This is a genomic window from Streptomyces sp. NPDC030820 (assembly GCF_055572075.1).
On record NZ_JBVIEB010000024.1, the window covers coordinates 1 to 25,776 of the forward strand.

Sequence of the window (25,776 nt, forward strand, 5' to 3'; positions counted from 1 at the left end):
GCCATCAAGGGCAGCCAGCATGAAAACCATCCCTGCCCCACCCGCGCAGTCCCAGAGTCGCGAACTCGCGGGACGCACTCAAGAAGGTAGGGCCGTATGAACGCCGGGGTCGTGGTGATTCTCGCGCTGGCCGTGGGCACGTACGCCTTCCGGCTCGTGGGGCCGGTGCTGCACGGGCGGGTGGAGATACCGGCGCGGGTGCAGGAGCTGGCGTCGGCGGGGGCGGTGGTGCTGCTGGTCGCCCTGCTGGCGACGGGGGCGTTGACCGAGGGCGGGGGGTTCGCCGGGTTCGCCCGGCCTGCCGGGGTGCTGGTGGGGGGCGTACTGGCCTGGTTCAGGGCGCCGTTCGTCGTGGTGGTCGTGGGGGCGGCTGCGGCGGCCGCGCTGCTGAGGGTGGCCGGGGTCGCCTAGGTCACCCGCCCGCCCGGTTCGTCAACTTCCCACACGACAGCGACCCGAACTGCACAGCGCAGCTGAACTCGCCACGAACGCCGTCACCCACGGTCGCGTGCCCGGCCGGGACTTCGAGCTGCGGCTGCGCCTCCTCCCCGCGAAGGACACCTTGCGTATCGAGGTGAGTGACGCCCGGGGAGACAGCGACCTGCGGTTCCTGGACGGCGGACCGGAGGACGAGAACGGGCGCGGACTCGTGGTCGTACTGGTGCTGTCGAGCCGGTGGGGCGTGACCCAGCGCACCGTTGGCAAGACCGTCTGGGCCGAACTCCCGCTCAGCCCGCGGCAGCGCCCCCGCCCCGGAACTCCGCGACCGTGTGCGCGAAGGCCCGGGCCGGAGGGCTGAGGGAGTCCCAGCGGCGGACGGCCCAGCCGACGGGCAGGGGGCGCAACCCCGGCAGCGGGACGAGCCGCAGGTCGCCCGCCCCCGGCACCGGAAGGCCCGGTACCGCGGGGACGACCGCCCGGCCCACCCCCAGCTCGGCCAGCAGCAGCGCCGTGTCCCAGTCGGCGACGCTCGTGTCGTAGGTGAAGCGGACACCCAGCTCGGCGCAGGCCGCGTCCAGGTGGACGGCGGAGGTGGAGTTCGGGGGCAGCCGGATGAGGCGGACCCCCGTCAGGTCGGCCGCGTCCAGATGGGGCCGCCCGGCCAGGGGGTCGTCCGCGGGGACCGCGAGCAGCCACGGCAGTTCCGCGACCGTCCGCTGCTCGATGCCCCGGACCGGGGAGCCGACGGTGATCCAGGCCAGGTCGAGGGTGCCGTCGGCCAGGGCGTCGAAGGTGCCGCGTCCCGAACTGACCGTGCGGAACTCCAGGTTGACCTCGGGGTGACGGCGGCGGAAGGCGACCACCGCCTCGGACATGAAGTGCCGGACGGTGGTGGCACCGGTGGCGACGCGGACGTACCCGCTGCGGCCGTCCACCTGGTCGCGCAGTTGCCGTACGGCGATGTCGAGCCCGGAGATCCCCTCGGCCGCGGCGGCCTCCAGTATGCGCCCGGCCTGCGTGGGGACGACGCCTCGCGGTTGCCGTTCCAGCAGCGCGACCCCGGTCTCCCGCTCCAGCCGCTTCACGTGCTGGCTGACGGCGGACTGGGTGCAGCCGAGGTCCCGGGCGACGGAACTGAGGCTGCCGGCGCGGCACACGGCCACGAACACACGGAGGTCGTCCAAGGTCACAACACCCAAGCTAGCACTTGGGTTTGAGAAGGAAACCCAAGGATTGACTGGTAGTCAGGTGCCGTACGAGGATCGGTACCGGGAACGGCCGACCCGGGCGGCAACCCGCTTCGCGCGCGAGGAGCGGGTGCCGACCCTCATGGGGTGACAGGCGCTTCTCAGGGCCCGGTGGCCGGGCCGTACAGGCCCTCCACCTCGCTCGCGAAGTCGGTCATGATCTGCTCGCGGCGCAGTTTCATGGACGGGGTCAGGTGGCCGGCCTCCTCGGTGAAGTCCACGGGGAGGACGGTGAAGCGGCGGATCGACTCGGGGCGGGAGACCAGCTTGTTGGCCTCGTCGATCGCGCGTTGCAGGACCACTTCCAACTCCGGGTCGCCTACCAGCAGTTCCGGCGGCACGGGGTGCTTGCCGATCATCTGGCGCCAGTGGACGACGCCGTCGGGGTCGAGGGTGATCAGCGCCGCGACGTACGGGCGGGCGTCGCCGACCAGCATCACCTGGGAGATCAGCGGGTGCTGGCGCAGCCAGTTCTCCAGCGGGGCGGGGGCCACGGACTTGCCGCCCGCCGTGATCAGCAGCTCCTTCTTGCGGCCGGTGATGGTGAGGTAGCCCTCGTCGTCCAGTTCGCCGATGTCGCCGGTCGCGAGCCAGCCGTCCCTCGTCGCGGGGACGACTCCGCCGGCCTGCGGGTCCCAGTAGCCGCGCAGGACGTGGTCGCCGGAGACGAGGATCTCGCCGTCGGCGGCGATCCGGACACGGGTGCCGGGCAGCGGCCAGCCGACCGTGCCCAGGCGGGGCTTGAGGGGCGGGGTGACGGTGGTGGCGCCGGTGGTCTCCGTCAGGCCGTAGCCCTCGAAGATCTCGATGCCGGCTCCGGCGTAGAAGGCGGCCAGGCGCCGGCCGAGCGGGGAGCCGCCGCAGATGGCGTACCGGACGCGACCGCCCATGGCGGCGCGGAGCTTGCGGTAGACCAGCGGGTCGTGGAAGGCGCGGGCCGTCTTCAGGGAGCGGCTGGGGCCGCCGCCGGTGCCGGTCTGCCGGGACTCCAGCGCCTCGCCGTAGCGGACGGCGACCGCCGCGGCACGGTCGAAGGCGGCGACCCGGCCGCCCGACTCGGCCTTCGCGCGGGCCGAGTTGTACACCTTCTCCAGCATGTACGGGATGGTCAGCAGGCAGGTCGGTTTGAAGGCGGCGAGGTCCGGCAGCAGGTCCTCGGCCGCCAGGCTCGGCGCGTGGCCGAGGCGGACCCGGGCCCGGACGCAGGCGATCGCCACCATGCGGCCGAAGACGTGGGACATCGGCAGGAAGAGAAGGACCGACGGCTCCTCGCCCTGGGCCTTGAAGACCGGGTGGAGCAGCTCGATGGCGTTGTCGATCTCGGCGAGGAAGTTGCCGTGCGAGAGGGCGCAGCCCTTGGGTCGGCCGGTGGTGCCGGAGGTGTAGATGAGGGTGGCGAGGGTGTCGGGGCCCAGCATGCCCCGCCGTACGGCCACTTCGCCGTCCGGCACCTGCGCACCGGCCTCGGCGAGCCGGGTCACGTGCTCCTTGTCCATCACCCACAGATGGCGCAGGTCGGGCAGGTGCTGGAGTTCGGGGCCGAGGGCGGCAGCCTGGGCGGTGGTCTCGGTGATCAGGGCGACCGCGCCCGAGTCGTGCAGGATCCACCGGGTCTGGAAGACGGAGGAGGTCGGGTAGATCGGCACGGTGACCAGGCCTGCGGCCCAGGCGGCGAAGTCGAGCAGCGTCCACTCGTACCGGGTACGGGCCATGACGGCGATCCGGTCGCCGGGCACCAGCCCCTCGGCGATCAGTCCCTTGGCCACGGCGAGGACTTCCTCGGCGAAGTGAGCGGCCGTCATGTCCGCCCAGCGGCCGTCGGGGAGCTTGCGGCTGAGCACGATCGCGGCGGAGGCGGCGTCCGCGTTGTCGAACGGCAGGTCCGCGAGCGAGCCGTGTTTCACCGGGGCCACGAACGGCGGTACGGACACCTCCCGAACGGCGCCGTCCAGGCGCTGGACCCAGGGCTCCACGAGAACGGGGCGGCCGTCGTAGTCGATGGCGGAGACGGCGGCGCCGGAGGAGACGGGGGCGTTCGGGAAGGGGGTGGACACGGGCGGCTCCTCTGGCGTGCGTGTACCTGCGGTGCCTTGGCGGAAAGGGGTTACCGCAGGTTAGGGAGGCGATCGTACGGGTCCTTCGTGAGGGGGTCGTGCGGGTTTGGGGGTGGTCCGGGGCCGGGGGTGTGCAGCCTCGGGGGGTATGTGACGGGGGCTCACTTCTGGGCCGCCCGCCGTGGGGACTTCTCGTCATTGCCCCTGAACCGACGGAGTCCACACGTGGCCGCTCATCAGATTGGCCAGTCCCGACCAGGCGAAGTTCATCAAGGTGGTCGCCGCCTGGCGGGCCGTGACGCCGGGCGTGCTGTTGGCCCACGCGGCGAGTGACTCCGCCGCGCCCACCAGGGCCTCGGCCAGGCCCGCCACCTCGTGTTCGGGGAGGTCGGGGTCGCGGTGGGCCTCCCGTGCGGCGATCGCGACCAGGCGGGTCACGAACGCGACGATCTCCCTGCGCATCGCGGCGACCTCGGTCGCGAAGGGTTCGCCGTGGGTGCGGGCCTGGAGGTGGAGCACGGACCAGGCGTCGGGGTGTTCGGCGGTGTGGGCGAAGAAGGCCTGGAGGCCGTCCCAGAGCTGGCGGTCGGCGGGGAGGCCCGTGCGGACGCCGGCGCGGACGGCCTCCGTGAGGGCGGTGGCCTCGCGCCGGATGCAGGCGGTGAAGAGGTCTTCCTTGGAGTTCAGATACAGGTAGACCAAGGGCTTGGAGACACCGGCCAGCTCGGCTATCTCGTCCATGGAGGCGGCCATGTAGCCGCGTTGCCCGAAGGTCTGTACGGCCGCGTCGAGCATCTGCTGCTCCCGCACCGCACGCGGCATCCGCTTCGTCCTCGCCCCGCCCATGGGGCAAGACTAGTTGGACGCGGCCGCCCCGCCCTGCGTCCTCGCGGCGTCGTCGGCGCCGTCCTCCTGGCTGCGGTTGGCCTCCAGGTTGGCCTTCATCCGGTCGACCCTGGTCACGATCTGCACCGAGGCCCGGTCCCGCTCCTTGCGCAGCACCACCCAGCTGATCGGCGCCGACAGGATCAGCGCGAGCAGCAGCACCCACAGGCCGTTGGAGCTGCCGAAGCCGTGCGGGAAGATGCCGGAGTCGACGGCTCCCCAGACGACCACCAGGCAGCCGGCGAAGATGCCGAGGCGCATCAGCGTGTAGCGGAGCATCTCAATCCACTCGTCCGATTCCAAAAGGGGTCATCGTCCAGTGAAGCACGGACGGGAAGGGATCTTGCAGCGGGGTCAGTGGAGGGGCAGCAGCATGATGATGTCGTCGCGGTCGTCGCCGGGCGCCACCCGGATGGCGCCGGGCACCCGGCCGACCTCCTTGTAGCCGCAGGAGCCGTAGAACCGCTCCAGGCCGAGGCCGCCCCGGCAGGTCAGCCGGATCGCGTCGATGCCGTCGAAGGTGCGGGCCGCGTCCGCGGCGGCCGCCAGCAGGTCACGGCCGTAGCCCTGGCCCTGGTGCCTCGGGTGGACCATCACCGTGTACAGCCACACCCAGTGCGTCTGGAGCCGGTGGGTGTTGAAGGCGAAGAACGCGGTCGCGGCCGGTTCGCCCGTCTCGTCGCAGCCGACGAGCAGCCGGTGCCGCCCCTCGGCCATGCCCACGAAGTGCCGCACCAGCTCCGGCCGGATGTCCTCCCGGCCCACCGGCGGCACGAAGCCCACGGCGCCGCCCGCGTTGGAGACGTCCGTCCACAGGTCGAGGATGCCGTCGCGCAGAGCCGGGGTGATGGCGGGGTCCAGCGTGAAGGTAAGTGGCATGTGGGCAGTGTAGCTATTACCCGAGGGCGCGTGCGGCCACTTTCAGATCGGCGACGAGCCCCTGGTACGCGGCCTTCCTGTCCTCGTCGTCCTGCGCCCGCAGCACGGAGGACGGGTGCACGGTCGGCACCAGCCGCTCGGGGCGCCCGTGGATCTCCCGCTCCAGTACGGTCCCGCGCACCTCCCCCACCCGGAAGGACGACCCCAGCAGCGCCTTCCCGGCCGTCGCGCCCAGCACCACGATCAGCTCGGGCTCGACCAGCGCCAGCTCCGCCGCGAGCCAGGGGCCGCAGGCGGTCATCTCCCTGAGGCTCGGCGTCTTGTGGATACGGCGCTTGCGGGGTTCGGCCTGGGTGAACTTGAAGTGCTTGACGGCGTTGGTCACATAGGCGTCGCCGGGATCGATGCCGGCCTCCGCGAGCGCCTTGTCGAGCATCCGCCCGGCCGGGCCGACGAACGGCTTGCCCTGACGGTCCTCCTGGTCACCGGGCTGCTCCCCCACGAGCATCACGCGCGCGTGGGCGTTGCCCGCGCCGAACACGGTCTGCGTGGCGTTCTCGTGCAGGGGGCAACCGCGGCACTCGGCGGCGGCCTTGCGCAGACCGGTGAGACTGGCGCCCTCCGGGACGAAGGGCTCCGCCGTGTACGCGTCCTCGGGGGCCTTCGTGGCAGCCATATGTGCCGGGTACCCCCCGCTGGAAAATCAGACCCGCATCGGCTGCGGCGACTCCCGGCGCTCCGGGTCCGGGCCGTCGTACTCGCGGATGATCTCGTACCGCGTGTTGCGCTCCACCGGGCGGAAGCCGGCGTCGCGGATCAGCTCCAGCAGGTCCTCGCGGGTCAGCTTGTTCGGCGTGCCGAAGTTGTCCGCGTCATGGGTGATCTTGTACTCCACGACCGAGCCGTCCATGTCGTCCGCGCCGTGCTGGAGGGCCAGCTGGGCGGTCTGCACGCCGTGCATCACCCAGAAGACCTTCACGTGCGGGACGTTGTCGAACAGCAGGCGGGAGACCGCGAAGGTCTTCAGCGCCTCCGCGCCGGTCGCCATCTGGGTACGGGCCTGGAGGGTGTTCCGTACCTTGCCGTCCTTCATGTCCACGAAGTCGTGCTGGTAGCGCAGCGGGATGAAGACCTGGAAGCCGTTCGTCTCGTCCTGCAGCTCGCGCAGGCGCAGGACGTGGTCGACGCGGTGCCTGGGCTCCTCGATGTGGCCGTAGAGCATGGTGCACGGGGTCTTCAGGCCCTTCTCGTGCGCCAGGCGGTGAATGCGGGACCAGTCCTCCCAGTGGGTCCGGTGGTCCACGATGTGCTGCCGGACCTCCCAGTCGAAGATCTCCGCGCCGCCGCCGGTGAGCGACTCCAGGCCCGCGTCGATCAGCTCGTCCAGGATCTCCGAGGCGGACAGGCCGCTGATCGTCTCGAAGTGGTGGATCTCCGTCGCCGTGAACGCCTTCAGCGAGACGTTCGGCAGGGCGGCCTTCAGCTCCCTGAGCGACCGCGGGTAGTACCGCCACGGCAGATTCGGGTGCAGGCCGTTGACGATGTGCAGCTCGGTGAGGTTCTCCGACTCCATCGCCTTGGCGAGCTTGACGGCCTCCTCGATGCGCATCGTGTACGCGTCCTTCTCGCCCGGCTTGCGCTGGAAGGAGCAGTAGGCGCAGGAGGCCGTGCACACGTTGGTCATGTTGAGGTGCCGGTTGACGTTGAAGTGGACCACGTCACCGTTCTTGCGGGTCCGCACCTCGTGGGCGAGCCCGCCGAGCCACGCCAGGTCGTCCGACTCGTACAGCGCGATGCCGTCCTCGCGGGTCAGCCGCTCACCGGAGCGGACCTTCTCCTCCAGCTCGCGCTTGAGCCCGACGTCCATGCCAACACGCCCTTTCTCCGACAGCACGGCCAACCGTATCCCTAGACCTCTTCGGGCAGCTCCCCGACCCGGTTCTCCCACTTCGTGGACAGCACGATGGTGGTACGAGTGCGGGAGACGCCCTTGGTGCCGCTGAGCCGCCGGATGATCCGCTCCAGGCCGTCCACGTCCGTGGCCCGCACCTTGAGCATGTAGGAGTCGTCGCCGGCGATGAACCAGCAGTCCTCGATCTCCGGCAGGTCCCGCAGCCGCTGGGCGACGTCCTCGTGGTCGGCGGCGTCGGAGAGCGAGATGCCGATCAGCGCGGTGACGCCGAGGCCGAGCGAGGCCGCGTTCACCGTGGCGCGGTAGCCGGTGATGACACCGGCCGCCTCAAGACGGTTGATGCGGTCGGTGACGCTGGGGCCCGACAGGCCGACGAGGCGCCCCAGCTCCGCGTACGAGGCCCGGCCGTTCTCCCTCAGGGCCTGGATGAGCTGCCTGTCCACCGCGTCCATTGCGATCGAAGCCTTCCGGTGAAAGTTCCTGAAGTGATGAGAGGTACTGCTACTGCTGGTTGCCTGCTGCGCCGCCGCCCAGCTCGCCGCGCCACCGCCGGTACAGGCCGTGCCCGACGCCCGCCGCGTCCAGCACCCGCCCGGCGACGAAGTCCACCAGGTCCTGGATGTGGGTGGCGCCCGCGTAGAAGGCGGGCGAGGCCGGTACGACGCTCGCGCCGGCGTCGTCCAGCGCCACGAGGTGCCTCAAGGTCTGGCCGTTCAGCGGGGTCTCGCGTACGGCCACGACCAGGGGGCGGCGCTCCTTGAGGGTGACGCTCGCCGCCCGCTGCAGCAGATCCTTGGACAGGCCCAGCGCGACGCCCGCGACGCAGGCCGTCGAGGCAGGCACGATCAGCATCCCCCTGGCCGGGTACGACCCCGAGGACGGCCCGGCCGCGAGGTCGCCCGCGTTCCAGTACCGCACCCCGCTGATGTCCACGTCGAAGGTCCCGGGTTTGCCGTCGGCCCCCCGGGCCAGCCATTCCCGCAGGTCGTCCTGCCAGTGGGCGTCGCGGAACGAGATGCCCGTCTCGTCCAGCAGCGTCAGCCGCGAGGCCCGGCTGACCACCAGGTCGACCGCCTCCCCCGCCCCGAGCAGCGCTCGCAGCACGGCCGCCGCATACGGCGTGCCGGAAGCACCGGACACCCCCACGATCCAAGGCACGCGCTGCGTTTCTCCTGCGTTCACACCTTGAGCGTACCGGTGGGTCGGGCAGGGCTCAGGCCGGGTGGGGCGCCATCAGACGGACAGGCCCCGGACCAGCAGGTCCAGCAGCGCGCACACGAACAGGGCAATGCCGATGAACCCGTTGACCGAGAAGAACGCCCGGTTGAGGCGGGACAGGTCGTGCGGCCGGACGATCGAGTGCTCGTACAGGAACGCACCCGCGACGATCAGCAGGCCGAGCCAGAAGAAGGCACCCGCGCCGGTGACGACGCCGTACCAGACGAACAGGGCCGTCGTGATCGTGTGGGCGGCCCGCGCGCCCCAGATCGCGGCCGGGATGCCGAAGCGGGCCGGGACCGACATGACGCCGGTCTCGCGGTCGGTCTCGACGTCCTGGCAGGCGTAGATCAGGTCGAAGCCGCCGATCCAGATGCCGACGGCGAGGCCGAGGACGGCCGCGTCCCAGTTCCAGGTCCCGGAGATGGCCAGCCAGCCGCCCACCGGCCCCATCGCCTGGGCGAGGCCGAGGATGGCCTGCGGGAAGTTCGTGAACCGTTTGCCGTAGGGGTAGATCACCATCGGGATCACCGCCACCGGCGCCAGGGCCAGGCACAGCGGGTTGAGCAGGGCCGCCGCGCCCAGGAAGATCACCAGGGCGATCAGGGCGCCGGTCCAGGCGTGCCGGACGGTCATCGCGCCGGTCACCAGCTCGCGGTGGGCCGTACGCGGGTTCCGGGCGTCGATCTCGCGGTCGATGATCCGGTTGACCGCCATCGCGAACGTGCGCAGGCCGACCATGCAGACGGTGACCAGCAGCAGCCGGCCCCAGTGGATGTTCCTGTCCCACTCGTACATCGCCGTGAGGGAGGCGATGTAGGCGAAGGGGAGCGCGAAGACCGAGTGCTCGATCATCACCAGGCGCAGAAAGGCCTTGGTGCGTCCCGGCTGGGGGATCGCGGCGGAAGCGCTGCTCACAGGCCGTACTCCTTCCAGCGGCGGTCCACCAGGGCCGCCGTAGCCGGGTCCGACAGGACCATGTCCGGCCAGCCCCCGTCGCGGGTGTAGCCCTCCTCGGGCCACTTCTTCGTCGCGTCGATACCCGCCTTGCCGCCCCAGAACTGCTGGTAGGAGGCGTGGTCGAGATGGTCGACGGGACCTTCGACGACCGTGAGGTCACGGGCGTAGTCGGTGTTGCCGAGGGCCCGCCAGGCGACCTCGTGCAGATCGTGCACATCGCAGTCGGAGTCCACGACGACGATCAGCTTGGTCAGGGACATCATGTGCGCCCCCCAGATCGCGTGCATCACCTTCTGCGCGTGCTTGGGGTACTTCTTGTCGATCGAGACGATCGCGCAGTTGTGGAAGCCGCCCGCCTCGGGCAGGTGGTAGTCCACGATGTCCGGGACGATGATCTTCAGGAGTGGGAGGAAGAAGCGTTCCGTGGCGCGGCCGAGGGGCCCGTCCTCCGTCGGGGGGCGGCCGACGACGATCGACTGGAGCAGCGGGCGCTTCCGCATGGTCACACAGTCGATCCTCAGCGCGGGGAACGGCTCCTGCGGCGTGTAGAAGCCGGTGTGATCGCCGAAGGGGCCCTCGGGCAGCATCTCGCCCGGCTCCAGCCAGCCCTCCAGGACGACCTCGGCGTTCGCCGGCACCTGGAGCGGGACGGTCTTGCAGTCGACCATCTCGATCCGCTTGCCCGCGATGAACCCGGCGAACAGGTACTCGTCGATGTCGCCGGGGAGCGGGGCGGTGGAGGCGTAGGTGACGGCGGGCGGGCAGCCGAAGGCGATGGCGACGGGGAGCCGCTCGCCCCTACGGGCGGCCACCTGGTAGTGGTTGCGGCTGTCCTTGTGGATCTGCCAGTGCATGCCGATGGTGCGCCGGTCGTGGCGCTGGAGGCGGTACAGCCCGAGGTTGCGGATGCCCGTCTCCGGGTCCTTGGTGTGAGTGAGTCCCAGGTTGAAGAAGGAGCCGCCGTCCTTGGGCCAGGTGAACAGCGCCGGGAGCCGGTCGAGGTCCACCTCGTCGCCGTGCAGGACGACTTCCTGCACGGGGGCGCCCGCGGACTTCACCTTCTTCGGCGGCACGTGGGTCATCGCGCCCAGCTTGCCGAAGGCCTCGCGTACGCCGACGAAGCCGTGCGGCAGCTCGGGCCGCAGCAGGCCGCCGATCTTCTCGGAGATCTCGCCGTACGACTTCAGGCCCAGCGCCTTCAGCAGGCGGCGGTCGGTGCCGAAGACGTTCATGGCGAGGGGCATCGCCGAGCCCTTCACGTTCTCGAAGAGCAGGGCGGGGCCGCCGGACTTCTGCACCCGGTCGACGATCTCCCCGACTTCCAGATACGGGTCGACCTCGGCCTTGATGCGCTTGAGGTCGCCCTCACGCTCCAGCGCCCGCAGCAGGGAGCGAAGATCGTCGTAAGCCATGTGTCCCAGTATCTGCCACCCGCTACCCTGGGCCGGTCACCGGGGCCCGTCTCACTTCGTCGGGGGATTGCACGCCATGCTCAGGTATCTGCCGTTCCTGCTGGTGCTGGCGCTGTGGATCTACGCCTTCGTGGACTGCCTCAACACCCCGGAGGAAGAGGTGCGGCATCTGCCGAAGGTGGTGTGGGTGATCATCATCCTGCTCTTCGGCGAGGTGCTGGTCGGCCCGGTGGCCTGGCTGATCACCGGCAAGGTGCGGCAGCCCGTCCCGGCGGGCGGTGCCACGCCCGGGCAGTGGGTCGCACCCGACGACAACCCCGAGTTCCTCAGGTCCCTGAACAAGGACGACCCCGAGAAGAGCTGATGGAACTCCGGCTGCTCGTCACCTTCGAGAAGGTCGCCACGGTACTGAGCTTCACCCGGGCCGCGGCCGAGCTGTCGTACGCGCAGTCCAGCGTGACCGGTCAGATCCGCACCCTGGAGTCCTCCCTCGGCGTCGAGCTGTTCGACCGGCTGGGCAGCCGGATCCGGCTCACCGAGGCCGGTGAGCGGCTGCTGCCGTACGCCCGGCAGATCATCGAGCTGACCGAGGAGGCCCGGGCGGCCGTCGTCGAGCCGGACGAGCCCTCCGGCACCCTCACCGTCGGGACCATGGAGTCCCTGACCTCCTACCGGCTGCCGCCGCTGCTGGAGTACTTCCACCACCGCCACCCCAGGGTGCGGCTGGCGCTGCGCACCACCATCGGCGACGAGACCCGGCAGGCGCTGCGTCAGGGCACCTACGACGTCGGGTTCCTGATGGAGGAGGAGACCGAGCACCCGGGTCTGGAGAGCGCGGTGCTCGCGGTGGAGCCGCTGGCGCTGGTCGCGGCGCCCGGGCACGCACTGAGCCCCTCCCCCGTGCCGACCGCCGCCCTGACGGACCAGCCCCTGCTGGCCACCGAGCCCGGCTGCGCCTACCGGGACCTGTTCGAGCGGGAGCTGAAGTCCTTCGGGGACGTGGAGTTCATGGAGTTCGGCACGATCGAGGCCACCAAGCGCGCGGCGGCGGCCGGCCTCGGGATCGCACTGCTGCCCGAGGTGACGGTCGCCGCCGAACTCGCGGAGGGCTCTCTCGTACGACTGGACTGGGAGCCGCCGTTCACGCTTCGCACGCAGCTGGCGTGGCGGGCCGGGAAGCGGCTTCCGGCGCACGCCCGGCTGTTCGTGGAGCAGGCGCGGCGACTGGTCGCCGAGCAGGACGGGCGAGGGTGACCTTGAGGCTCGCCGTCACGATCAGCGGCACGCCCAGCGCCTGGACGAGCCCGATGTGGTGGCCGTAGACCAGCCAGTCCATCAGCATCGCCACGGCCGGGTACACGAAGGCCAGTACGGCGATCTTCGCGGTCGGCAGCTTGGCGTACGCGGCGTACATGAGGACGTACATCACCCCGGTGTGGATCAGCCCGAGCCCGACGAGCCAGCCCCACCTCCAGCCGGTGCCGCTCATCGCGCCGAAGTCCGCGAAGGGCAGCAGCAGCGGGATGCCGACGAGGACCTGGACGAGGGCGATCAGGTGCGGGCGGACACCGGTGATCCGCTTGGTCACCAGGGTGGACAGGCCGTAGAGCAGGGCGGCGAGGAGGGCCTGGCCGATGCCGAGCAGATAGGTGCCGCCGCTCGCGAAGTCGCCGGGGGTGACGCCGGAGACCAGGACCAGCCCGGCGAAGGCGAGGGCGATCCAGCCGACCTTCGCCGCGGTGAGCCGTTCGCGGAACAGCAGGGCGCCGAGGAGGACCACGTAGAAGGGCTGGGTGTGGTAGACGACCGTGGCCACGGAGATGGACGTGTTCTCGTACGACGAGAACAGCAGCACCCAGTTGAAGACGATGAACACCCCGCCCATGACGGCCAGTCCGAGGGTGCGGCGGGTGAAGCCGTGGTCGCGCAGCCAGCCGCGGGCGGCGACATAGCCGCCGAGGGCGAGGGCGCCGAACAGGACGCGGAAGAAGACGACGTCGAAGGGCGAGGCGCCCGACTCGACGACGAAGACGCCGAGGGTGCCGGAGAGCATCATGGCGGTGGTCAGCTGGGCCGTGCCCCTGGTCTCTGAGGTCATGCCGATGACGCTACGGACGGCCGCCGGTGCCGGTCCACGCGCCGGTGCGGGGCGCTGCCGATGGGGTCATCGGCGGTGCCGATACCCCCAGTTCACTGGAAGACGGCCACCGGGTACTGGAGCACGACCTCGCGGGTGTCGGGACGCCAGGTGGTCACCTTGCCCAGACAGTGGGCCCGGAACTGGCCCTCGGGCAGCTGCCGGCCCGGGGGACGCAGCCCGGCGGGGCGCAGCACGACCCGCAGGCGCGCGGACTGCTCGCCGTCTCCGTAGGGGGCCCGCATCACCAGGGTCTCGCCCTGGGGGTCCTGGGCCTCGAACCGGCCGGTGATCATGACGAATTCGCCGATCTCGCTGAGCACCACGTCGTTCGTGACCCCGGCGCCGAGGAGGGCGCGGTTCGGTGTGACCGTCGCGGATTCCTGCCCCAGCCGCACCTGGGCGAGCCCGTCCCCCCGCCGCAGGACGGACAGCAGCAGCCCGATCACCTGTATCGGCTGGCTGTCCTCGACGTACTTGGCGACGATCTCGGTGGTTCGGTCCCCGGTGAGCTGGAACATCAGGGACAGCACCGGAATCGCCGCCAGACAGCCGGTGTTGCGCACGTTCCGCTCCTCGACCTCCTTGCGCAGCGCCGCCTGGTGATTGCGCATCTTGAACACGTCCATGACCGCGTCGTTGTCCAGGTACAGCGGAAGGTAGTGGGGGTCCTCGGGTGTCCTCCTGATCCGCACGAGGGCCCGCCGTACGACGAGCACGGCCAGCACGAGCAGGCCGGCGAAGGCCGCCAGCCACCAGATCATCGCGCCCCACCAGGCGCTCCACCAGGTGCCGTCAAGAACAGCCACGGATCTCCTTGAACGCGGTGGACAGGGACGAGTGACGGGCGTCGACCATGCGGCCGCCGGTGACCGAGGCGACCTGGCGCAGTTGGGCCGCGTCGGCGTCGCCGAAGTGGACGGGGTACGTGTGCACGGCGCGGGCGTCGGCGGGCCGGGCCCGGTAGCGGCTGACGAAGGTCGCGCGGTCGATGCCGGCGTTGTTCTCGCCGTCGGTCATCAGCACGATGGCCACGGCCCGCCCCGGGTCCTCGCGCAGGGCACGCTCGGCGGCGCCGTAGCCGTGGTCGAGGGCGGACCAGACGGCCGTCGAACCGTCGTATCCGCCGTGGGAGACGAAGTCCGTCAAGGTGGTGAGGTCGGTGCCGCCGTGCACGGTGACCGTGCGCTCGTCCAGCGGGCGCCCGCCGAAGCGGATCACGGTCAGTTTCTCGCCCTGGTAGAAGCGCACGAACTTGCCGGTGGCGGAGGCGTCCGCCCCGCTGAGCCCCGCGAACGCGGCCCTGAGCGCGGTGGTCCGGGAGCCGCGCATGGAGGCGGAGAAGTCCAGCAGGAAGATCACCTGGTCGGCGACGCGGCGCCGGGGGGCGCCGTAGTCGGCGAGCAGCCGGTCGAGGACGGCCGGGTCGTCCGGGAAGTACAGGGCGTTGTCCAGGGGCGCGGTGAGCCGGGGGTCGCGGGTCACGGCGGTGCTGACCGGGCGGCGCAGGGTCCGCCGCATGATCTCCCGCTGGTGGTCGGCGGCGGTCAGCCACTGCACCACGCGGTCGTAGGCGTCCCGGCGGGCGGGGTCGAGCAGCAGCAGCGGATAGTCGGACAGCACCATGCCGTCGGCGGGGTGGACGATCTCCAGGGGCTGCTTGAGGCGGCCGGAGGCGTTCAGGGTGAGCAGTTCGGACTCGTAGGTGATCAGGGCGTTGGTGCGGCCGGCGTGCTCGGCGAAGGAGTCCAGCAGGGCGTGGGAGCTCTCGGCGGTGAGGTTCTGCCCGGAGCGGAAGCCGCGCAGCCGGTCGCAGCTGACGTCCTGCGGGCGCAGCGCGCTGCCGGTGCCGGCCGCGGCGGTGGCCACGCCGACCAGCGCGGCGAGCCCGCTGTTGCTGTGCCGGGGGTCGGCCATGCCGAAACGTACGGTGCCGGTGGCGGCGGCGTCGGCGAGGTCCGCCCAGGACAGGCGGCCGCCGGGCGCCTTGGCGCGCAGCGTGCGGGCCACGTCCCGGGTGAGGCCGACGACGACCGGGGAGCGCATGATCGAGGTGCTCTGCACGAGGGTGGCCGGGTGCGTCCCGGCGGCGGCCCTCTTGGCCCTCAGCCGGAAGTAGCGGTCGGAGGAGAGCCAGGCCAGGTCGTAGGAGTGGCGGCCGGTCAGCAGGGTGTCGCTCGCGTCGTTGGTCGGCCGGTAGTCCAGGTCCAGGTGGACCCCGGTGTCCTGCCGGAGCTGGTTCAACAGGGGTTCCATGTCGGCGAGTTCGTCGCTGGCCAGGACGTGCAGGGTGGTGTCGGGGCCGCCGCCCCCGCCGGAGCAGGACACGAGTCCGCCGAGCGCGGCGAGCAGGACCAGGCAGAGGGCGAGACGCATGGCCGAGGGCAGGCCGCGGGGGCGGGTCCTCATGGCGTCTCCCCGCCGGCCGCCGACTGGGGCGCGGGGTCGCAGTCGCCGACGATCTCGATCATCTTCTCCAGCAGGTCCAGCCGGGGCAGCACCGCCTTGGTGTCGTCGTCCGACAGGACGGGCGCCTGGATGTGGTGGTCGGTGAGGAACCGGGTCAGCGAGTCGCTGGTGGCGGAGGCGCCCTCGGCGTCCCGGACCCGGAAGCCCAGTTCCATCGCCCGCTTCTGCAGGGCCGGGTCCGTGGAGACCAGCCGGCCGAGGCGGTCGCCCTGCGAGGTCAGCGCGATGAGCTGGGGCTCGGTGACGAACCGCGCCGACGGATAGAGCAGGACCCGCTCGCTGTCGACGTGCCCGGTGCCGGCCTCGGTGGCGATCTGGTGGGCCAGGAACTGGTGCTCGTAGATCACCGCGATCGGCGAGATGCTCTTGCCCTCGGCGGAGATGTAGGTCTCGTTCTTCTCTCCGGCGGGCATGCCCTGATCGTTGAGGAGGTGCTTGATCCTTTCTGCGAAGTTTTGCGCTTCCTGCGCGTCCTGCGGGATCTCGTCGTGGTTCCACACGTAGGAGACCAGCCCCAGGTAGGTGCCCCCGGAGTTGGACTCGCAGATGTCCGAGGACTGGGCGAGCACCTTGTTGCCGTTGTGGATGCCGTGCCTCGAGATGCCCAGGACGTCCCAGCGCTTGTTGTGGGCGGTCGCGTCGAGGAACTTCTTCATGTCGAGCGAGTAATAGAGCGGTCCGGCCTCGGAGGAAGCGCCCGGGAGGGGCTTGGCGATCCCGGCGTCCTGGAGCGTCTCGGCGTACTCGCGGTAGGTGCCGAGCACGATCGGGCTGACGAACGGGCGGTACGTCGTCGCGGGGTGGCCCTCGGCCGCGCGTCTCCTGGTGATCAGGTCGGCGGCGGGCTGTCCCGAGGGAAAGACGACGTCGTAGCCGTCGTAGGTCTGGGTGGCGATGCCGCGTGAGCCCATGCGGGTGACGTGCACCCGGAAGCCGTGCCGGATGAGCAGCCGCTGCACCTCCGGGTCCTCGAAGTAGTCCGACTTCGAGGCCATTTTGGCCTCGATGGTGACAATGCGGGTGAAGGGCAGGCCGACATGGCCCTGGGCGAGGACGACGATCGCGCACAGGGCGGTGACGGCGGCGACGGCGCGCGGGAACCAGCGGCGCGCCGTGGAGCCGCGCGTGGGCGCGACCGCCGGCTCCCCCACCCGCAGGCGGGGCTCGCCGGTCTGACGGGGTCTTCCGGTCTCGGCTCTGTGTGTGGCCACCCGTGTCTCCTGCGTCAGCGAGGACAGGATCGTCCGCCGCCCGGACGATGGCGAAGGGAACGCCCAACCAACTTGAGCCGAAGGAAATGTGAAGGTGCGTCAGGACCTGCTGTCGACGCGCAGTACCAGGTCGAGCAGCCCCGGGAAGCGGGCGTCGAACTCGGCCCGGCGCAGGCGGTTGACCCGTCGGGGGCCCTCGTCCCGCTGCTCCACCAGGCCGGCCCCGCGCAGCACCGCGAAGTGGTGGCTGAGGGCGGCCTTGCCGACGGGCACGTCGAAGCTGCCGCAGCTGCGGGTCCAGTCGCCGGAGCCGGCCAGCTCCCTGACCAGGGTGAGGCGCACGGGGTCGGCGAGGGCGGCGAGCGCCGTGAGGACGGGCACCTCGTCGGGGTGGGTGTGCTCCGGGGCGGCCCGGTGACTGCCGGTGGTCACGCCACAGGCGTTCGCCAAGGCGGTCGACGGCACGGTGACCCTGCCGGTGACGGCCGAGTTCCCGCTCGCTCAGGCGGCGGAGGCGCACCGGCTGATGGGAGGACGGTCCAGCACGGGGAAGCTGCTGCTGCGCGTCGCCGACTGAGTCTCCGTCAACTGTTCCCGGCCTGCCGGTACTTCGCGATCCATAACGACTTGCCATCCCCCAGCGGGGGTGTTGTTAATGGTCGTCACTGAGTTGCGAGGGATCACCTGACCTCTGGGGGACAGAAGCAGATGCAGAACGGCCAGCCACCCGAGCGCCCGGCTCAGGATCCGCCACCCGTACCCACCCGGCCGACGTCCGCACCCACCGCGCCGGCCACCATGCCCGCCGCGGCGCCGGGCATGCCGGACGTCCCCGCGCCGCCGGCTCATCCGGCGCCGGTCCGGCTCGATCTGCGGGTCAGCCAGCGGATCCTGTGGATCGGGGCGGCGGTGTACCCGCTGCACAACATCGCCCGCGTCTACACCTTCGTCATGCGCCCCAAGCGCAAGGAGGCGGTGCTGCGGTTCCTGCGGTACACCGCCGTGACCATGATCGTCGGTTTCCTCGCGATGCTGCCGGGACTGCTGGCCTCCATCAACACGGGCGGAGGGGACGGCAACTCCGGCGCCGCCGGCTATGTCGTGTTCGTCTGGATCGTTGCCGCCCTCGCCGAGATCTACTTCCTGATCGAGATGATCGGCATCCTGACCGCCGCCCCGCAGCACGTCCTCGCGATCGAGACCTCGGGCGCGTCGACCGCGCTGGTCACCAGCCAGAACGCGCAGTACCTGGACCAGATCGTCGGCCAGATCTCCTACGCCATCGATCATCCGGACGTCGAGTTCAAGGTCACGGTGGAGAGCCTCACCGTCTCGCCTAAGAACTACTACTTCGGCGACAACGTCAACATGTACGGCGGCAGCGGAAACGTGGGGATCGGCGCATGAGCGGCTCGAACAACTACTACTACGGCGACAACGTGAACATGTACGGCGGCCAGGGCAACCAGGGCATCGTCAAGAACCAGGTGGGCGCCGGAGCCGGGCAGCAGGACCCGGCGCTGGTCGCCGCCCTCGCCGAACTGCACCGGCTCATCGCCGAGTTGCGGGCCCAGGTGCCGACGCCCAGCGCCCAGCTCCTGGACGAGTCCCTGCCCGCCCTCAGCCCCGACGCCACCGTGCCCGCGCAGGAACGGCACCGGGCGCTGATGGCGATCGCGGGGATCGCCACCACGGTCGGGGCCGTCGGCCAGCCGGTGGCCGAGGCGGTGCGGGCGGTCATCGGGATGATCGCCGGGTAGCCGGGCGCTCCCCGGGGGTGCTCCGTCGTTGCCGGGTGAGTTCCCAGCGCCCCTTCGGGGCGCTGTTGCCCCGCCGCTCCCCCGCCCAGCACAGTAAGGCCATGGACGAACGACAGGCCCGCGCCTGGCTCGCGACCGCCGTGGAGGAGGCCCGGGCCGGGCTCGCCGAGGGCGGGATCCCCGTCGGCGCCGCGCTGTACGCCCCGGACGGCATCCTCCTCGGCCGGGGCCGCAACCGCCGGGTGCAGGACGGCGACCCCTCGATGCATGCCGAGACGGCCGCGTTCCGGGCGGCGGGGCGGCAGCGCACGTACCGTGGCACGACCATGGTCACCACCCTCTCCCCCTGCTGGTACTGCAGCGGGCTGGTCCGCCAGTTCGGCATCTCCCGGGTGGTGATCGGCGAGGCCACCACCTTCCACGGCGGCCACGAGTGGCTGGCCGGGCACGGCGTGGAGATCCTGGTCCTGGAGGACCCCGAGTGCGTGACGATGATGCGCGCCTTCGTCCAGGACAACCCCGAGCTGTGGAACGAGGACATCGGTGACTGACGCGCGTGTTCCCACCATCGATCTGCGGCCCTGGCTGGCCGGTGACGAGGCGGCCCGCGCCGGCCTCGCCCGTACCGTCGACCAGGCGCTGCAGAGCGCCGGGTTCCTGCTGGTCACCGGGCACGGGGTGGAGCCGGGGCTGCGGGCGGGGATCCGGCGGGCGGCGCGGGAGTTCTTTCTGCTGCCCGTCGAGGTCAAGCAGCGGTACGAGGCGAAGGTCGGCGGCCGGGGCTGGCTCGGGCCCGGCGCCGAGGCCAACGGGTACGCGGAGGGGACCGAGACACCGCCCGACCTGAAGGAGTCGCTGACCTTCGCGACGGACGAGCCGTTCGAGGACCCGGTCGTCAACGCAGAGTGGTACGCGCCCAACGTGTGGCCGGCCGAGGTGCCGGAGCTCAGGGACCTGTGCAGGACATATCTGTCCCGCATGGCCGCCCTGGAGAAGGAGCTGCTGTCGCTGCTCGGATACGCGCTGGGCCTCGAACGCGACTTCTTCTCCCGGCACATGGACCGTCCGACGTACGGCTTCAACATCAACTGGTATCCCGGGACCGACGTCGTCGGCGAGCCGCTGCCGGGACAGTTCCGGATCGGGCCGCACACCGACTTCGGCACCGTGACCGTCCTCGACCGGCAGGCCGGGAAGGGCGGGCTTCAGGTGTACACCGACGCCGACGGCTGGGCGGACGCGCCGTACGACCCGGCCGCCTTCACCATCAACGTCGGTGATCTGCTGGCCCGTTGGACCGGCGACCGGTGGCGCTCCGGACGGCACCGGGTGCTGCCCCCGCCCGTCGACGCGCCCGCCGAGGAGCTGATGTCGCTCGTGTACTTCGGCGAGTGCACCCCGGGCACCCGAGTGGAGTCCGTGCCGGCGCCGGTGGGCCGGGTGGCGTACCCGCCGGTCGACTCGCATGTGTACCTGCGCGAGAAGCTGAACTCGATCACCATCGGGTGAGCCCGCGGGTGAACCGGACCCCGGCGCCTCACCGTCGGTTATTCACTTCCGCGTTCGGCCTGCCACCCGTTCCGTTGAAATGAACCCGACGGGCATGTCCCGGCCGCGTCCCACGGCATTGCCTTGAAAGGGGGGCCCGCACTCAGGGCCCCCTTCTGCGATGGGAGACGCGTGCGAATCACTGACATCCAGCGCTGCGAGGTCCGGCCGGGGCGGCTCGTCGAGTGGACGCTGAGCCCGGCGACGGTGGCGGCGGCGACGGCGCTCCCGGAGGACTCCCGGCCCCCGGCCTACATCCAGGAGTCGCACATCAGGACCGCAAGGTGCGTCCGGGAGGACGGGCTGTTCGTGCCGACCTGGCTCGGCACCGCCTTCGACCTGCCGGGCCCGGTCGACCTCGATGTGCTCCAGGAGGCGCTGCGCGCCTGGACGGTACGGCACGAGACACTGCGCAGCGGCTTCCGCTGGACCGGTGACGAACTGCGCCGGTTCACCCTCGACGCCGCCGAGGTGTCACTGCAGCGCCGGGACGCCGGCGACTTCCCGGACGCGGACGAGCTGGTGCGGCACCTCCAGGACCGTTTCGACACCGTCGCGGACGCGCTGCGCTGGCCGAACCTGATCTACACGGCGGTCGTACGGGACGACGGCGCCACCGTGTTCCTGGCCTTCGACCACAGCAACGTCGACGCCTACTCCCTGACCCGGATCGCCGCCGAGGTGCACGAGCTGTACACGGCGGGCCTGACCGGCGCCGGCCCCGGCTCCCGGGCTCCGGCGGCCAGTTACGTCGACTTCTGCGAGCTGGAGCGGGCCGACGCGGACGGCCTCGACGCCCGGCACGCGATCGTCGGCCGCTGGCGCGAGTTCATCCGGCGCTGCGACGGCACGCTGCCGGGCTTCCCGGTCGACCTCGGCCTGGAGCCGGGCGGCCCGCTGCCCAGGCAGCAGATGCTGTGCGAGCCGTTGGCGGACGCGGCCGAGGCGGCGGCGTTCGAGGCGTACTGCCGTCCCTACGGCGGCAGCATGGTCGGTCTGCTGGCCGCGACCGGGCTGATCGTGCACGAGCTGGGCGGGCAGCCGGTGTATCGGACGGTGGTGCCGTTCCACACCCGGGTGAAGTCGCGCTGGAGCGACTCGGTGGGCTGGTACGTGGGCGGCGCCCCGATCGAGGTCCCGGTGGGCCGTACGACGGGCTTCCCGGACACCCTGCGGGCGGTGCGCGCGCAGCTGCAGGCCAACCGCTTGCTGGCCCGGATGCCGCTGGCCCGGGTGCTGAGCCTGCTCGGCGCGGACTTCCGGCCGGCCTCGCCGGACCTGTACTCGATCGTCTCCTACGTCGACACCCGGACCGTCCCCGGCGCCGAGCGCTGGGCCGAGCAGCGGGCGCACACGCTGCTGCGGGTGTCGTACGGCGACCAGGTGTGCGTGTGGGTGAACCGGCTGCACGAGGGGCTGTGGCTGGCGAGCCGGTATCCGGACACGGACGTGGCGGCGAAGAACCTGCGGCTGTACGTCGAGCGGCTGCGCGACCACATCGCCTCGGTGGCCCACGGCAGCCTGTCCGCGGTGTCCTGAGTGCCTGCGCCGCCCTAGGTGAACTGCCCCGGCAGGGGCTCCGAAGGCTCGGGAGCCTGCGGGGGCCGCTGCCCCGCAAGGCCCTCCGGGGACTCCAGGATGTCGATCAGGCGTTCGAATCTGTCGCGCCAGCCGGACTCCGACGCCGCCTCGCCCTGGAACTCATGGGTGAAGCGCAGCAGGCTCTCGCTGTCGCCGCCCCGCTCCAGATGGAACCGGATCCGGCCGCCGCCCTCGACGGTGTACTCCGCGACCCGGTCCACGTCCCAGGCGGTGACCCGGCCGGAGCCGAGGTCCCGCAGGGCGACCGCGCCGTCGAGGCGGGGCTGCAGAACGTCGACGGCGGTGCACCACGACCCGAGTCCCTCGGGGGTGGCCACCGCCGTCCAGACGTCTTCCATGGGCCTCGGGAGCCGCACCAGGAAGTGGAGTATGTGCGTGTTCCCGTGGGTCTGGCTGGTGCCCTGTGCGATGGAACCGCTCATGACACCAGTGTGGGCGACCCTCGGCTCACACGCCCGCGTAGGAGTGCTTGCCGCTGACGAAGATGTTGACGCCGTAGTAGTTGAACAGCCAGCAGCCGAAGGCGATCATCGCCAGATAGGCGGCCTTGCGGCCCTTCCAGCCGGCCGTGGCGCGGGCGTGCAGGTAGCAGGCGTAGGCGACCCAGGTGATGAAGGACCAGGTCTCCTTCGGGTCCCAGTTCCAGTAGCGGCCCCAGGCGTCACCGGCCCAGATCGCGCCCGCGATGATCGTGAACGTCCACAGCGGGAACACCGCCGCGTTGACCCGGTAGGCGAACTTGTCCAGCGAGGCCGAGGCGGGCAGGCGCTCCAGGACCGAGGTGGCGAAGGCACCCGGCTTGCCGCCGGTCTGCAGCTTGGTCTCGTACGAATCCTTGAACAGGTACAGGATCGTGGCGACCGCGCCGACGTAGAACACCGCGCCGCAGAAGATCGCGGTGGAGACGTGGATATACAGCCAGTACGAGTGCAGGGCCGGCACCAGCTGGTCGCTCGCCGTGTACAGGACGGTGACCGCGAGCCCCAGGTCGAGCAGGACCGTGGTGATCAGGAACAGCCCGAGCCAGCGCACGTTCTTCTTCAGCGCCAGCAGCGTGAGGTACACGCCGACGGCCACCGTGGAGAAGGTGATGTTGAACTCGTACATGTTGCCCCACGGCGCCCGCTGCACGGAGGCCGCGCGGGCGACGACACCGGCCAGCTCCACCAGGAAGGCGAGCACGGTGAGCGAGACGGCGATCCGCCCGTAGAGGTCGCCCTGCGCGTCCCCGCCGTGCGCACCGGGTCCGTCCGGCACATCGCGGGCGCCGGAGGCCGAGCGGACGACGACCTTGGGCCGCTCCAGCACGGCGGTGCCCCCCGCCTGCTTCACGGTGACGGCGGGAGCCTTGGCGGCGGTCTCCTTGTCCGCCGTCAGCGCGGCGGCCGTACGGGCCACCTTGCTGCGGCTGCCGAAGAGCCATTCGGCGATGTACGCGAAGAAGGCCAGGGTGTAGACGGCCATCGAGGAGTAGATCAGCGTGTTGCTGATGCTCGCCAGGTGTTCGTTGGTCGCGGCGGCGAGATCGGTTGCGGCGGCGAGAGTCACTTCTCAGCCCCTTCGGCAGGTACGACTGGGGTGTCGGGAGATTCTGCGGAGTCGTCGTCGGGGTCGGGTGCCCCCGGCGCCTGGTCGTAGAGGATTCCGGCGAGGTCGCCCAGTTCCTCGGGCACCTTGGCCGACTCGCTGCGGCCCAGCCCGGCCATCTCGACGACCGTCACACCGTCGGCGCCGCGCACCGCGCGCACCCACACCCGGCGCCGCTGGATGAACAGGGAGCCGGCCAGGCCGAAGATCGCGGCGAGGGCACCGCCCAGCGCCCAGCCGCTGCCGGGCTCCTGGACGATCTCGAAGCCGGCCCACTCCTTGATGTCCTTCTCGAAGGTGATGGACCCGGCGCCGTTCGGCAGGGTGAGCGTGTCGCCCGGCTGGAGAAGCTTCTTCAGCAGCTGGCCCTTGCCGTCCTTGAACGCCTTCATGTGCGTCTTGTCCAGCTGGTACACGTTCTGGGTGCCCGTGTCGACGCCCAGGTCGCCGTGGTAGGCGTTGACCGCGAGCAGCGGGTTCACCAGCGACGGGAACTGCGAGAGCATCGTGCCGCTCTTCGGATCGAAGGTCGGCACGAAGAAGGCCTGGAAGCCGAGCTGTTCCTTCTGGCCCTGCGGGTTGCGGTAGCCGTCCATCACCTTCACCACACCGTTGGAGGTGACGTTGCCGTCGAGCGGCAGCAGCGGTGTGGCGGCGTGGTAGACGACCTTGCCCTTGCCGTCGCGGACGGTGATGACGGGCGCGTAGCCGTGGCTGACGAGGTAGACCTTGGCGTCGTCGATCTTCAGCGGCTGGTTGACCTTGACGGTGGTCGGCCGGTCCTTGCCGTACGCGCCCTTGCTGTAGGTGATCTTCGCCTCGAAGGTGCGCGGGGTGCCCTTGTTGGGCCCGGTGACCTCGTAGGTGGCCTTGAAGTCCGTCAGGTTGAAGCTGAACGGCACCAGGTCATCGGTCTGGAACAGGCTGCCGGACTTGAAGTCGTCGTACTGCGGCAGCGCGTTGGAGAACCCGTCGCCCTCGACCACCAGCTTGGTGCCGTCCGACTTGTACAGCTGGCCGGAGGCGAAGGCGATCAGCAGCACGATCAGGGCGATGTGGAAGGCCAGGTTGCCCAGCTCGCGCAGATAGCCCTTCTCGGCGGCGACGGCGTCACCGGCGACATGGGCGCGGAAGCGGCGCTTCTTCAGCAGGGCGAGCGCGGCCTCGCGCACCTGCTCGGGCTCGGCGGTCGTACGCCACGTCGTGTAGGCGGGCAGCCGGGTCAGCCGCTTGGGGGCGCCCGGCGGCCGGCCGCGCAGCTGGCCGACGAACTGCCAGGTGCGCGGGACGATACAGCCGATGAGGGAGACGAACAGCAGGATGTAGATCGCGGAGAACCACACCGAGCTGTACACGTGGAACAGGCCGAGCTTGTCGTAGACCGGCGCGAGCGTCTTGTGGGCCTTGCGGAAGTCGTCGACCTTGTTCAGGTCGGCGCCGGTCTGCGGGATGAGCGAGCCGGGGATCGCGCCGAGCGAGAGCAGCAGGAGCAGCAGCAGCGCGACCCGCATGGAGGTCAGCTGCCGCCAGAACCAGCGGGCCCAGCCGATGACGCCGAGGCCGGGCGCGACGGAGAGTTCCTCCGCCGGGGCGGTGGACAGCTGGGAGCCGGCCGCGCCGAGGTCCTCCTGGTCCACGGCCGCCTGGTCCCGGCTCTTGTCGGTTTCGGTTGTGCTCATCGATCAGATCCCCACAGTGAAGCCGTTGGACCAGGTCTGCACCTGCTGCACCAGACTGTCCCAGGCTCCGGTCAGCAGCAGCACACCGGTCACGATCATCATCGTGCCGCCGATGCGCATCACCCAGACATAGTGGCGCTTGACCCAGCCGAACGCGCCCAGTGCCTTGCGGAAGGCGATCGCGGTGAGCACGAAGGGGACGCCGAGGCCCAGGCAGTACACGACCGTCAGCAGGGCGCCGCGCCCGGCACTCGACTCGTTCCAGGCGAGGAAGTTCACCGACGAGAGGGTCGGGCCGAGACACGGGGTCCAGCCGATGCCGAAGAGGGCACCTATGACCGGCGCGCCCACCAGGCCGGTGGTCGGCCGCGTGTGGAAGCGGAACTCGCGCTGGGTGAACCAGGGCATCAGCCCCATGAAGAAGACGCCCATGAGGACCATGAGCACGCCGAGCACCTTGGACAGGACGTCCTTGTACTCCTGCAGGGTCGAGCCGAAGTAGCCGAACAGTGCCCCGCCGGAGATGAACACCGCGCTGAAGCCGAGCACGAACAGGGAGGCACCGGCGAGCATCCGGCCCCGCCGGGCCTCGGCCAGGTCGGTGCCCGCAACTCCGGTGACGTAGGACAGGTAGCCGGGGACCAGCGGCAGCACGCACGGTGAGAAGAAGGAGACGAGGCCGCCGAGCAGGGCCACGGGCGCGGCGACGAGCAGCGCTCCGTGCAGCACGGTCTGGTTCTGGCCCGCTGCGGCCAGCGTCAGCGTCGCGCTCACG

At 70.8% G+C, this 25,776-nt stretch carries 29 protein-coding genes and 1 pseudogene; 10 read left to right on the plus strand and 20 right to left on the minus strand.

The annotated features are described in order from the left end of the window. Positions 1–96: 96 nt before the first annotated feature. Positions 97–411, plus strand: a complete 315-nt coding sequence (locus tag ACZ418_RS39905) for an AzlD domain-containing protein (protein ID WP_468372988.1) — start codon at positions 97–99, stop codon at positions 409–411. A 97-nt stretch (positions 412–508) separates the two neighbouring features. Beyond that, complete coding sequence (locus ACZ418_RS39910; protein WP_468372991.1) at positions 509–799, plus strand: ATP-binding protein; 291 nt, start codon at positions 509–511, stop codon at positions 797–799. Here the strand turns inward: ACZ418_RS39910 and ACZ418_RS39915 are convergent. The 11 genes from ACZ418_RS39915 to ACZ418_RS39965 all read right to left on the minus strand — a co-directional run bounded on the left by ACZ418_RS39915 (position 729) and on the right by ACZ418_RS39965 (position 11,008). Beyond that, entirely contained in the window at positions 729–1,631 is a 903-nt protein-coding gene (locus tag ACZ418_RS39915) for a LysR family transcriptional regulator (protein WP_468372994.1), read from the minus strand. The two genes, ACZ418_RS39910 and ACZ418_RS39915, sit on opposite strands and share 71 nt — an antisense overlap. Positions 1,632–1,789: 158 nt before the next feature. After that, complete coding sequence (locus tag ACZ418_RS39920) at positions 1,790–3,742, minus strand: AMP-dependent synthetase/ligase (RefSeq protein ID WP_468372997.1); 1,953 nt, start codon at positions 3,740–3,742, stop codon at positions 1,790–1,792. A 195-nt stretch (positions 3,743–3,937) separates the two neighbouring features. Continuing rightward, positions 3,938–4,588 carry a TetR/AcrR family transcriptional regulator gene (locus tag ACZ418_RS39925; RefSeq protein ID WP_468372998.1) on the minus strand — a complete coding sequence of 217 codons (651 nt, stop codon included), beginning with the start codon at positions 4,586–4,588 and terminating at the stop codon, positions 3,938–3,940. Between the two features lie 9 nt (positions 4,589–4,597). Further along, the gene (locus tag ACZ418_RS39930; RefSeq protein ID WP_468373000.1) at positions 4,598–4,906 is read right to left on the minus strand and encodes a DUF4229 domain-containing protein; all 309 of its coding nucleotides are present in this window, start codon (positions 4,904–4,906) and stop codon (positions 4,598–4,600) included. Positions 4,907–4,981: 75 nt separating this feature from the next. Then, on the minus strand, positions 4,982–5,506 hold the full coding sequence (locus ACZ418_RS39935) for a GNAT family N-acetyltransferase (RefSeq protein ID WP_468373002.1): 525 nt from the start codon (positions 5,504–5,506) through the stop codon (positions 4,982–4,984). A 16-nt stretch (positions 5,507–5,522) separates the two neighbouring features. Beyond that, on the minus strand, positions 5,523–6,182 hold the full coding sequence (locus ACZ418_RS39940) for a UdgX family uracil-DNA binding protein (protein ID WP_468373004.1): 660 nt from the start codon (positions 6,180–6,182) through the stop codon (positions 5,523–5,525). A gap of 27 nt (positions 6,183–6,209) precedes the next feature. After that, positions 6,210–7,373, minus strand: coding sequence for an aminofutalosine synthase MqnE (gene mqnE, locus ACZ418_RS39945; RefSeq protein ID WP_468373006.1), 1,164 nt, complete (start codon positions 7,371–7,373; stop codon positions 6,210–6,212). Between the two features lie 41 nt (positions 7,374–7,414). Then, the gene (locus tag ACZ418_RS39950) at positions 7,415–7,870 is read right to left on the minus strand and encodes an Lrp/AsnC family transcriptional regulator (protein WP_059251851.1); all 456 of its coding nucleotides are present in this window, start codon (positions 7,868–7,870) and stop codon (positions 7,415–7,417) included. Positions 7,871–7,919: 49 nt separating this feature from the next. After that, a complete protein-coding gene (locus tag ACZ418_RS39955; protein ID WP_468373210.1) occupies positions 7,920–8,576 on the minus strand; it encodes a UbiX family flavin prenyltransferase in 657 nt (218 codons plus the stop codon). Positions 8,577–8,651: 75 nt separating this feature from the next. Beyond that, the gene (gene mqnP / locus ACZ418_RS39960) at positions 8,652–9,554 is read right to left on the minus strand and encodes a menaquinone biosynthesis prenyltransferase MqnP (RefSeq protein WP_468373008.1); all 903 of its coding nucleotides are present in this window, start codon (positions 9,552–9,554) and stop codon (positions 8,652–8,654) included. After that, positions 9,551–11,008: a menaquinone biosynthesis decarboxylase gene (locus ACZ418_RS39965; protein ID WP_468373010.1), complete on the minus strand. Its 1,458-nt coding sequence runs from the start codon at positions 11,006–11,008 to the stop codon at positions 9,551–9,553. The genes mqnP and ACZ418_RS39965 overlap by 4 nt, the downstream gene beginning before the upstream one ends. A 76-nt stretch (positions 11,009–11,084) precedes the next feature. Between ACZ418_RS39965 and ACZ418_RS39970 the strand changes: the two genes are divergently transcribed. Both ACZ418_RS39970 and ACZ418_RS39975 read left to right on the plus strand, forming a co-directional pair. After that, the gene (locus tag ACZ418_RS39970; protein ID WP_468373013.1) at positions 11,085–11,372 is read left to right on the plus strand and encodes a PLD nuclease N-terminal domain-containing protein; all 288 of its coding nucleotides are present in this window, start codon (positions 11,085–11,087) and stop codon (positions 11,370–11,372) included. Next, a complete protein-coding gene (locus ACZ418_RS39975; RefSeq protein WP_468373016.1) occupies positions 11,372–12,262 on the plus strand; it encodes a LysR family transcriptional regulator in 891 nt (296 codons plus the stop codon). The genes ACZ418_RS39970 and ACZ418_RS39975 overlap by 1 nt, the downstream gene beginning before the upstream one ends. Here ACZ418_RS39975 and ACZ418_RS39980 read toward each other — a convergent pair. The 5 genes from ACZ418_RS39980 to ACZ418_RS40000 form a co-directional block, all read right to left on the minus strand. Continuing rightward, the gene (locus ACZ418_RS39980) at positions 12,150–13,106 is read right to left on the minus strand and encodes a DMT family transporter (protein WP_468373018.1); all 957 of its coding nucleotides are present in this window, start codon (positions 13,104–13,106) and stop codon (positions 12,150–12,152) included. The two genes, ACZ418_RS39975 and ACZ418_RS39980, sit on opposite strands and share 113 nt — an antisense overlap. 92 nt (positions 13,107–13,198) lie before the next feature. Beyond that, on the minus strand, positions 13,199–13,954 hold the full coding sequence (locus tag ACZ418_RS39985) for a hypothetical protein (RefSeq protein WP_468373020.1): 756 nt from the start codon (positions 13,952–13,954) through the stop codon (positions 13,199–13,201). Continuing rightward, positions 13,941–15,554 carry a vWA domain-containing protein gene (locus ACZ418_RS39990; RefSeq protein WP_468373023.1) on the minus strand — a complete coding sequence of 538 codons (1,614 nt, stop codon included), beginning with the start codon at positions 15,552–15,554 and terminating at the stop codon, positions 13,941–13,943. Before ACZ418_RS39990 ends, ACZ418_RS39985 begins: the two co-directional genes overlap by 14 nt. Further along, a complete protein-coding gene (locus tag ACZ418_RS39995; RefSeq protein WP_468373026.1) occupies positions 15,551–16,825 on the minus strand; it encodes a hypothetical protein in 1,275 nt (424 codons plus the stop codon). The genes ACZ418_RS39990 and ACZ418_RS39995 overlap by 4 nt, the downstream gene beginning before the upstream one ends. A 99-nt stretch (positions 16,826–16,924) precedes the next feature. Then, on the minus strand, positions 16,925–17,257 hold the full coding sequence (locus ACZ418_RS40000; RefSeq protein WP_468373029.1) for an ArsR/SmtB family transcription factor: 333 nt from the start codon (positions 17,255–17,257) through the stop codon (positions 16,925–16,927). Between the two features lie 4 nt (positions 17,258–17,261). Between ACZ418_RS40000 and ACZ418_RS40005 the strand changes: the two are divergent. The 6 genes and pseudogenes from ACZ418_RS40005 to ACZ418_RS40030 all read left to right on the plus strand — a co-directional run. Further along, a pseudogene (locus ACZ418_RS40005) lies at positions 17,262–17,402 on the plus strand (zinc-binding dehydrogenase); the annotation flags it as partial. A 131-nt stretch (positions 17,403–17,533) separates the two neighbouring features. Further along, positions 17,534–18,232 (plus strand): DUF6232 family protein, encoded by a 699-nt coding sequence (locus ACZ418_RS40010; protein WP_468373031.1) that lies wholly within the window; start codon positions 17,534–17,536, stop codon positions 18,230–18,232. Continuing rightward, positions 18,229–18,585, plus strand: a complete 357-nt coding sequence (locus ACZ418_RS40015; RefSeq protein WP_468373033.1) for a hypothetical protein — start codon at positions 18,229–18,231, stop codon at positions 18,583–18,585. Before ACZ418_RS40010 ends, ACZ418_RS40015 begins: the two co-directional genes overlap by 4 nt. Positions 18,586–18,686: 101 nt before the next feature. Continuing rightward, positions 18,687–19,136: a nucleoside deaminase gene (locus ACZ418_RS40020; RefSeq protein WP_468373035.1), complete on the plus strand. Its 450-nt coding sequence runs from the start codon at positions 18,687–18,689 to the stop codon at positions 19,134–19,136. Further along, on the plus strand, positions 19,129–20,094 hold the full coding sequence (locus ACZ418_RS40025; RefSeq protein ID WP_468373039.1) for an isopenicillin N synthase family dioxygenase: 966 nt from the start codon (positions 19,129–19,131) through the stop codon (positions 20,092–20,094). Before ACZ418_RS40020 ends, ACZ418_RS40025 begins: the two co-directional genes overlap by 8 nt. Positions 20,095–20,265: 171 nt before the next feature. Then, entirely contained in the window at positions 20,266–21,672 is a 1,407-nt protein-coding gene (locus tag ACZ418_RS40030) for a condensation domain-containing protein (RefSeq protein WP_468373042.1), read from the plus strand. A gap of 14 nt (positions 21,673–21,686) precedes the next feature. Here the strand turns inward: ACZ418_RS40030 and ACZ418_RS40035 are convergent, their stop codons facing one another. From ACZ418_RS40035 to ACZ418_RS40050, 4 genes are read right to left on the minus strand one after another with little or no spacing between them, the layout of a single operon-like run. Next, positions 21,687–22,157: an SRPBCC family protein gene (locus tag ACZ418_RS40035; RefSeq protein ID WP_468373044.1), complete on the minus strand. Its 471-nt coding sequence runs from the start codon at positions 22,155–22,157 to the stop codon at positions 21,687–21,689. A gap of 25 nt (positions 22,158–22,182) precedes the next feature. Then, on the minus strand, positions 22,183–23,283 hold the full coding sequence (gene ccsB, locus ACZ418_RS40040) for a c-type cytochrome biogenesis protein CcsB (RefSeq protein ID WP_468373047.1): 1,101 nt from the start codon (positions 23,281–23,283) through the stop codon (positions 22,183–22,185). Next, positions 23,280–25,001, minus strand: coding sequence for a cytochrome c biogenesis protein ResB (gene resB, locus ACZ418_RS40045; RefSeq protein ID WP_468373050.1), 1,722 nt, complete (start codon positions 24,999–25,001; stop codon positions 23,280–23,282). The genes ccsB and resB overlap by 4 nt, the downstream gene beginning before the upstream one ends. A gap of 3 nt (positions 25,002–25,004) precedes the next feature. After that, the gene (locus tag ACZ418_RS40050; RefSeq protein WP_468373053.1) at positions 25,005–25,775 is read right to left on the minus strand and encodes a cytochrome c biogenesis CcdA family protein; all 771 of its coding nucleotides are present in this window, start codon (positions 25,773–25,775) and stop codon (positions 25,005–25,007) included. Position 25,776 lies beyond the last annotated feature (1 nt).

What these genes read in the sequence shown, in the direction of transcription:
- ACZ418_RS39970 (WP_468373013.1), top strand. Translation starts at nt 11,085, where the DNA reads ATGCTCAGGTATCTGCCGTTCCTGCTGGTGCTGGCGCTGTGGATCTAC.
- mqnE (WP_468373006.1), bottom strand. Translation starts at nt 7,373, where the DNA reads ATGGACGTCGGGCTCAAGCGCGAGCTGGAGGAGAAGGTCCGCTCCGGT.
- ACZ418_RS39925 (WP_468372998.1), bottom strand. Translation starts at nt 4,588, where the DNA reads ATGGGCGGGGCGAGGACGAAGCGGATGCCGCGTGCGGTGCGGGAGCAG.
- ACZ418_RS39935 (WP_468373002.1), bottom strand. Translation starts at nt 5,506, where the DNA reads ATGCCACTTACCTTCACGCTGGACCCCGCCATCACCCCGGCTCTGCGC.
- ACZ418_RS40020 (WP_468373035.1), top strand. Translation starts at nt 18,687, where the DNA reads ATGGACGAACGACAGGCCCGCGCCTGGCTCGCGACCGCCGTGGAGGAG.
- ACZ418_RS39940 (WP_468373004.1), bottom strand. Translation starts at nt 6,182, where the DNA reads ATGGCTGCCACGAAGGCCCCCGAGGACGCGTACACGGCGGAGCCCTTC.
- ACZ418_RS39980 (WP_468373018.1), bottom strand. Translation starts at nt 13,106, where the DNA reads ATGACCTCAGAGACCAGGGGCACGGCCCAGCTGACCACCGCCATGATG.
- ACZ418_RS39975 (WP_468373016.1), top strand. Translation starts at nt 11,372, where the DNA reads ATGGAACTCCGGCTGCTCGTCACCTTCGAGAAGGTCGCCACGGTACTG.
- ACZ418_RS39930 (WP_468373000.1), bottom strand. Translation starts at nt 4,906, where the DNA reads ATGCTCCGCTACACGCTGATGCGCCTCGGCATCTTCGCCGGCTGCCTG.
- ACZ418_RS40015 (WP_468373033.1), top strand. Translation starts at nt 18,229, where the DNA reads ATGAGCGGCTCGAACAACTACTACTACGGCGACAACGTGAACATGTAC.
- ACZ418_RS40010 (WP_468373031.1), top strand. Translation starts at nt 17,534, where the DNA reads ATGCAGAACGGCCAGCCACCCGAGCGCCCGGCTCAGGATCCGCCACCC.
- ACZ418_RS39950 (WP_059251851.1), bottom strand. Translation starts at nt 7,870, where the DNA reads ATGGACGCGGTGGACAGGCAGCTCATCCAGGCCCTGAGGGAGAACGGC.
- ACZ418_RS39905 (WP_468372988.1), top strand. Translation starts at nt 97, where the DNA reads ATGAACGCCGGGGTCGTGGTGATTCTCGCGCTGGCCGTGGGCACGTAC.
- ACZ418_RS39965 (WP_468373010.1), bottom strand. Translation starts at nt 11,008, where the DNA reads ATGGCTTACGACGATCTTCGCTCCCTGCTGCGGGCGCTGGAGCGTGAG.
- ACZ418_RS40035 (WP_468373044.1), bottom strand. Translation starts at nt 22,157, where the DNA reads ATGAGCGGTTCCATCGCACAGGGCACCAGCCAGACCCACGGGAACACG.
- ACZ418_RS39990 (WP_468373023.1), bottom strand. Translation starts at nt 15,554, where the DNA reads ATGAGGACCCGCCCCCGCGGCCTGCCCTCGGCCATGCGTCTCGCCCTC.
- resB (WP_468373050.1), bottom strand. Translation starts at nt 25,001, where the DNA reads ATGAGCACAACCGAAACCGACAAGAGCCGGGACCAGGCGGCCGTGGAC.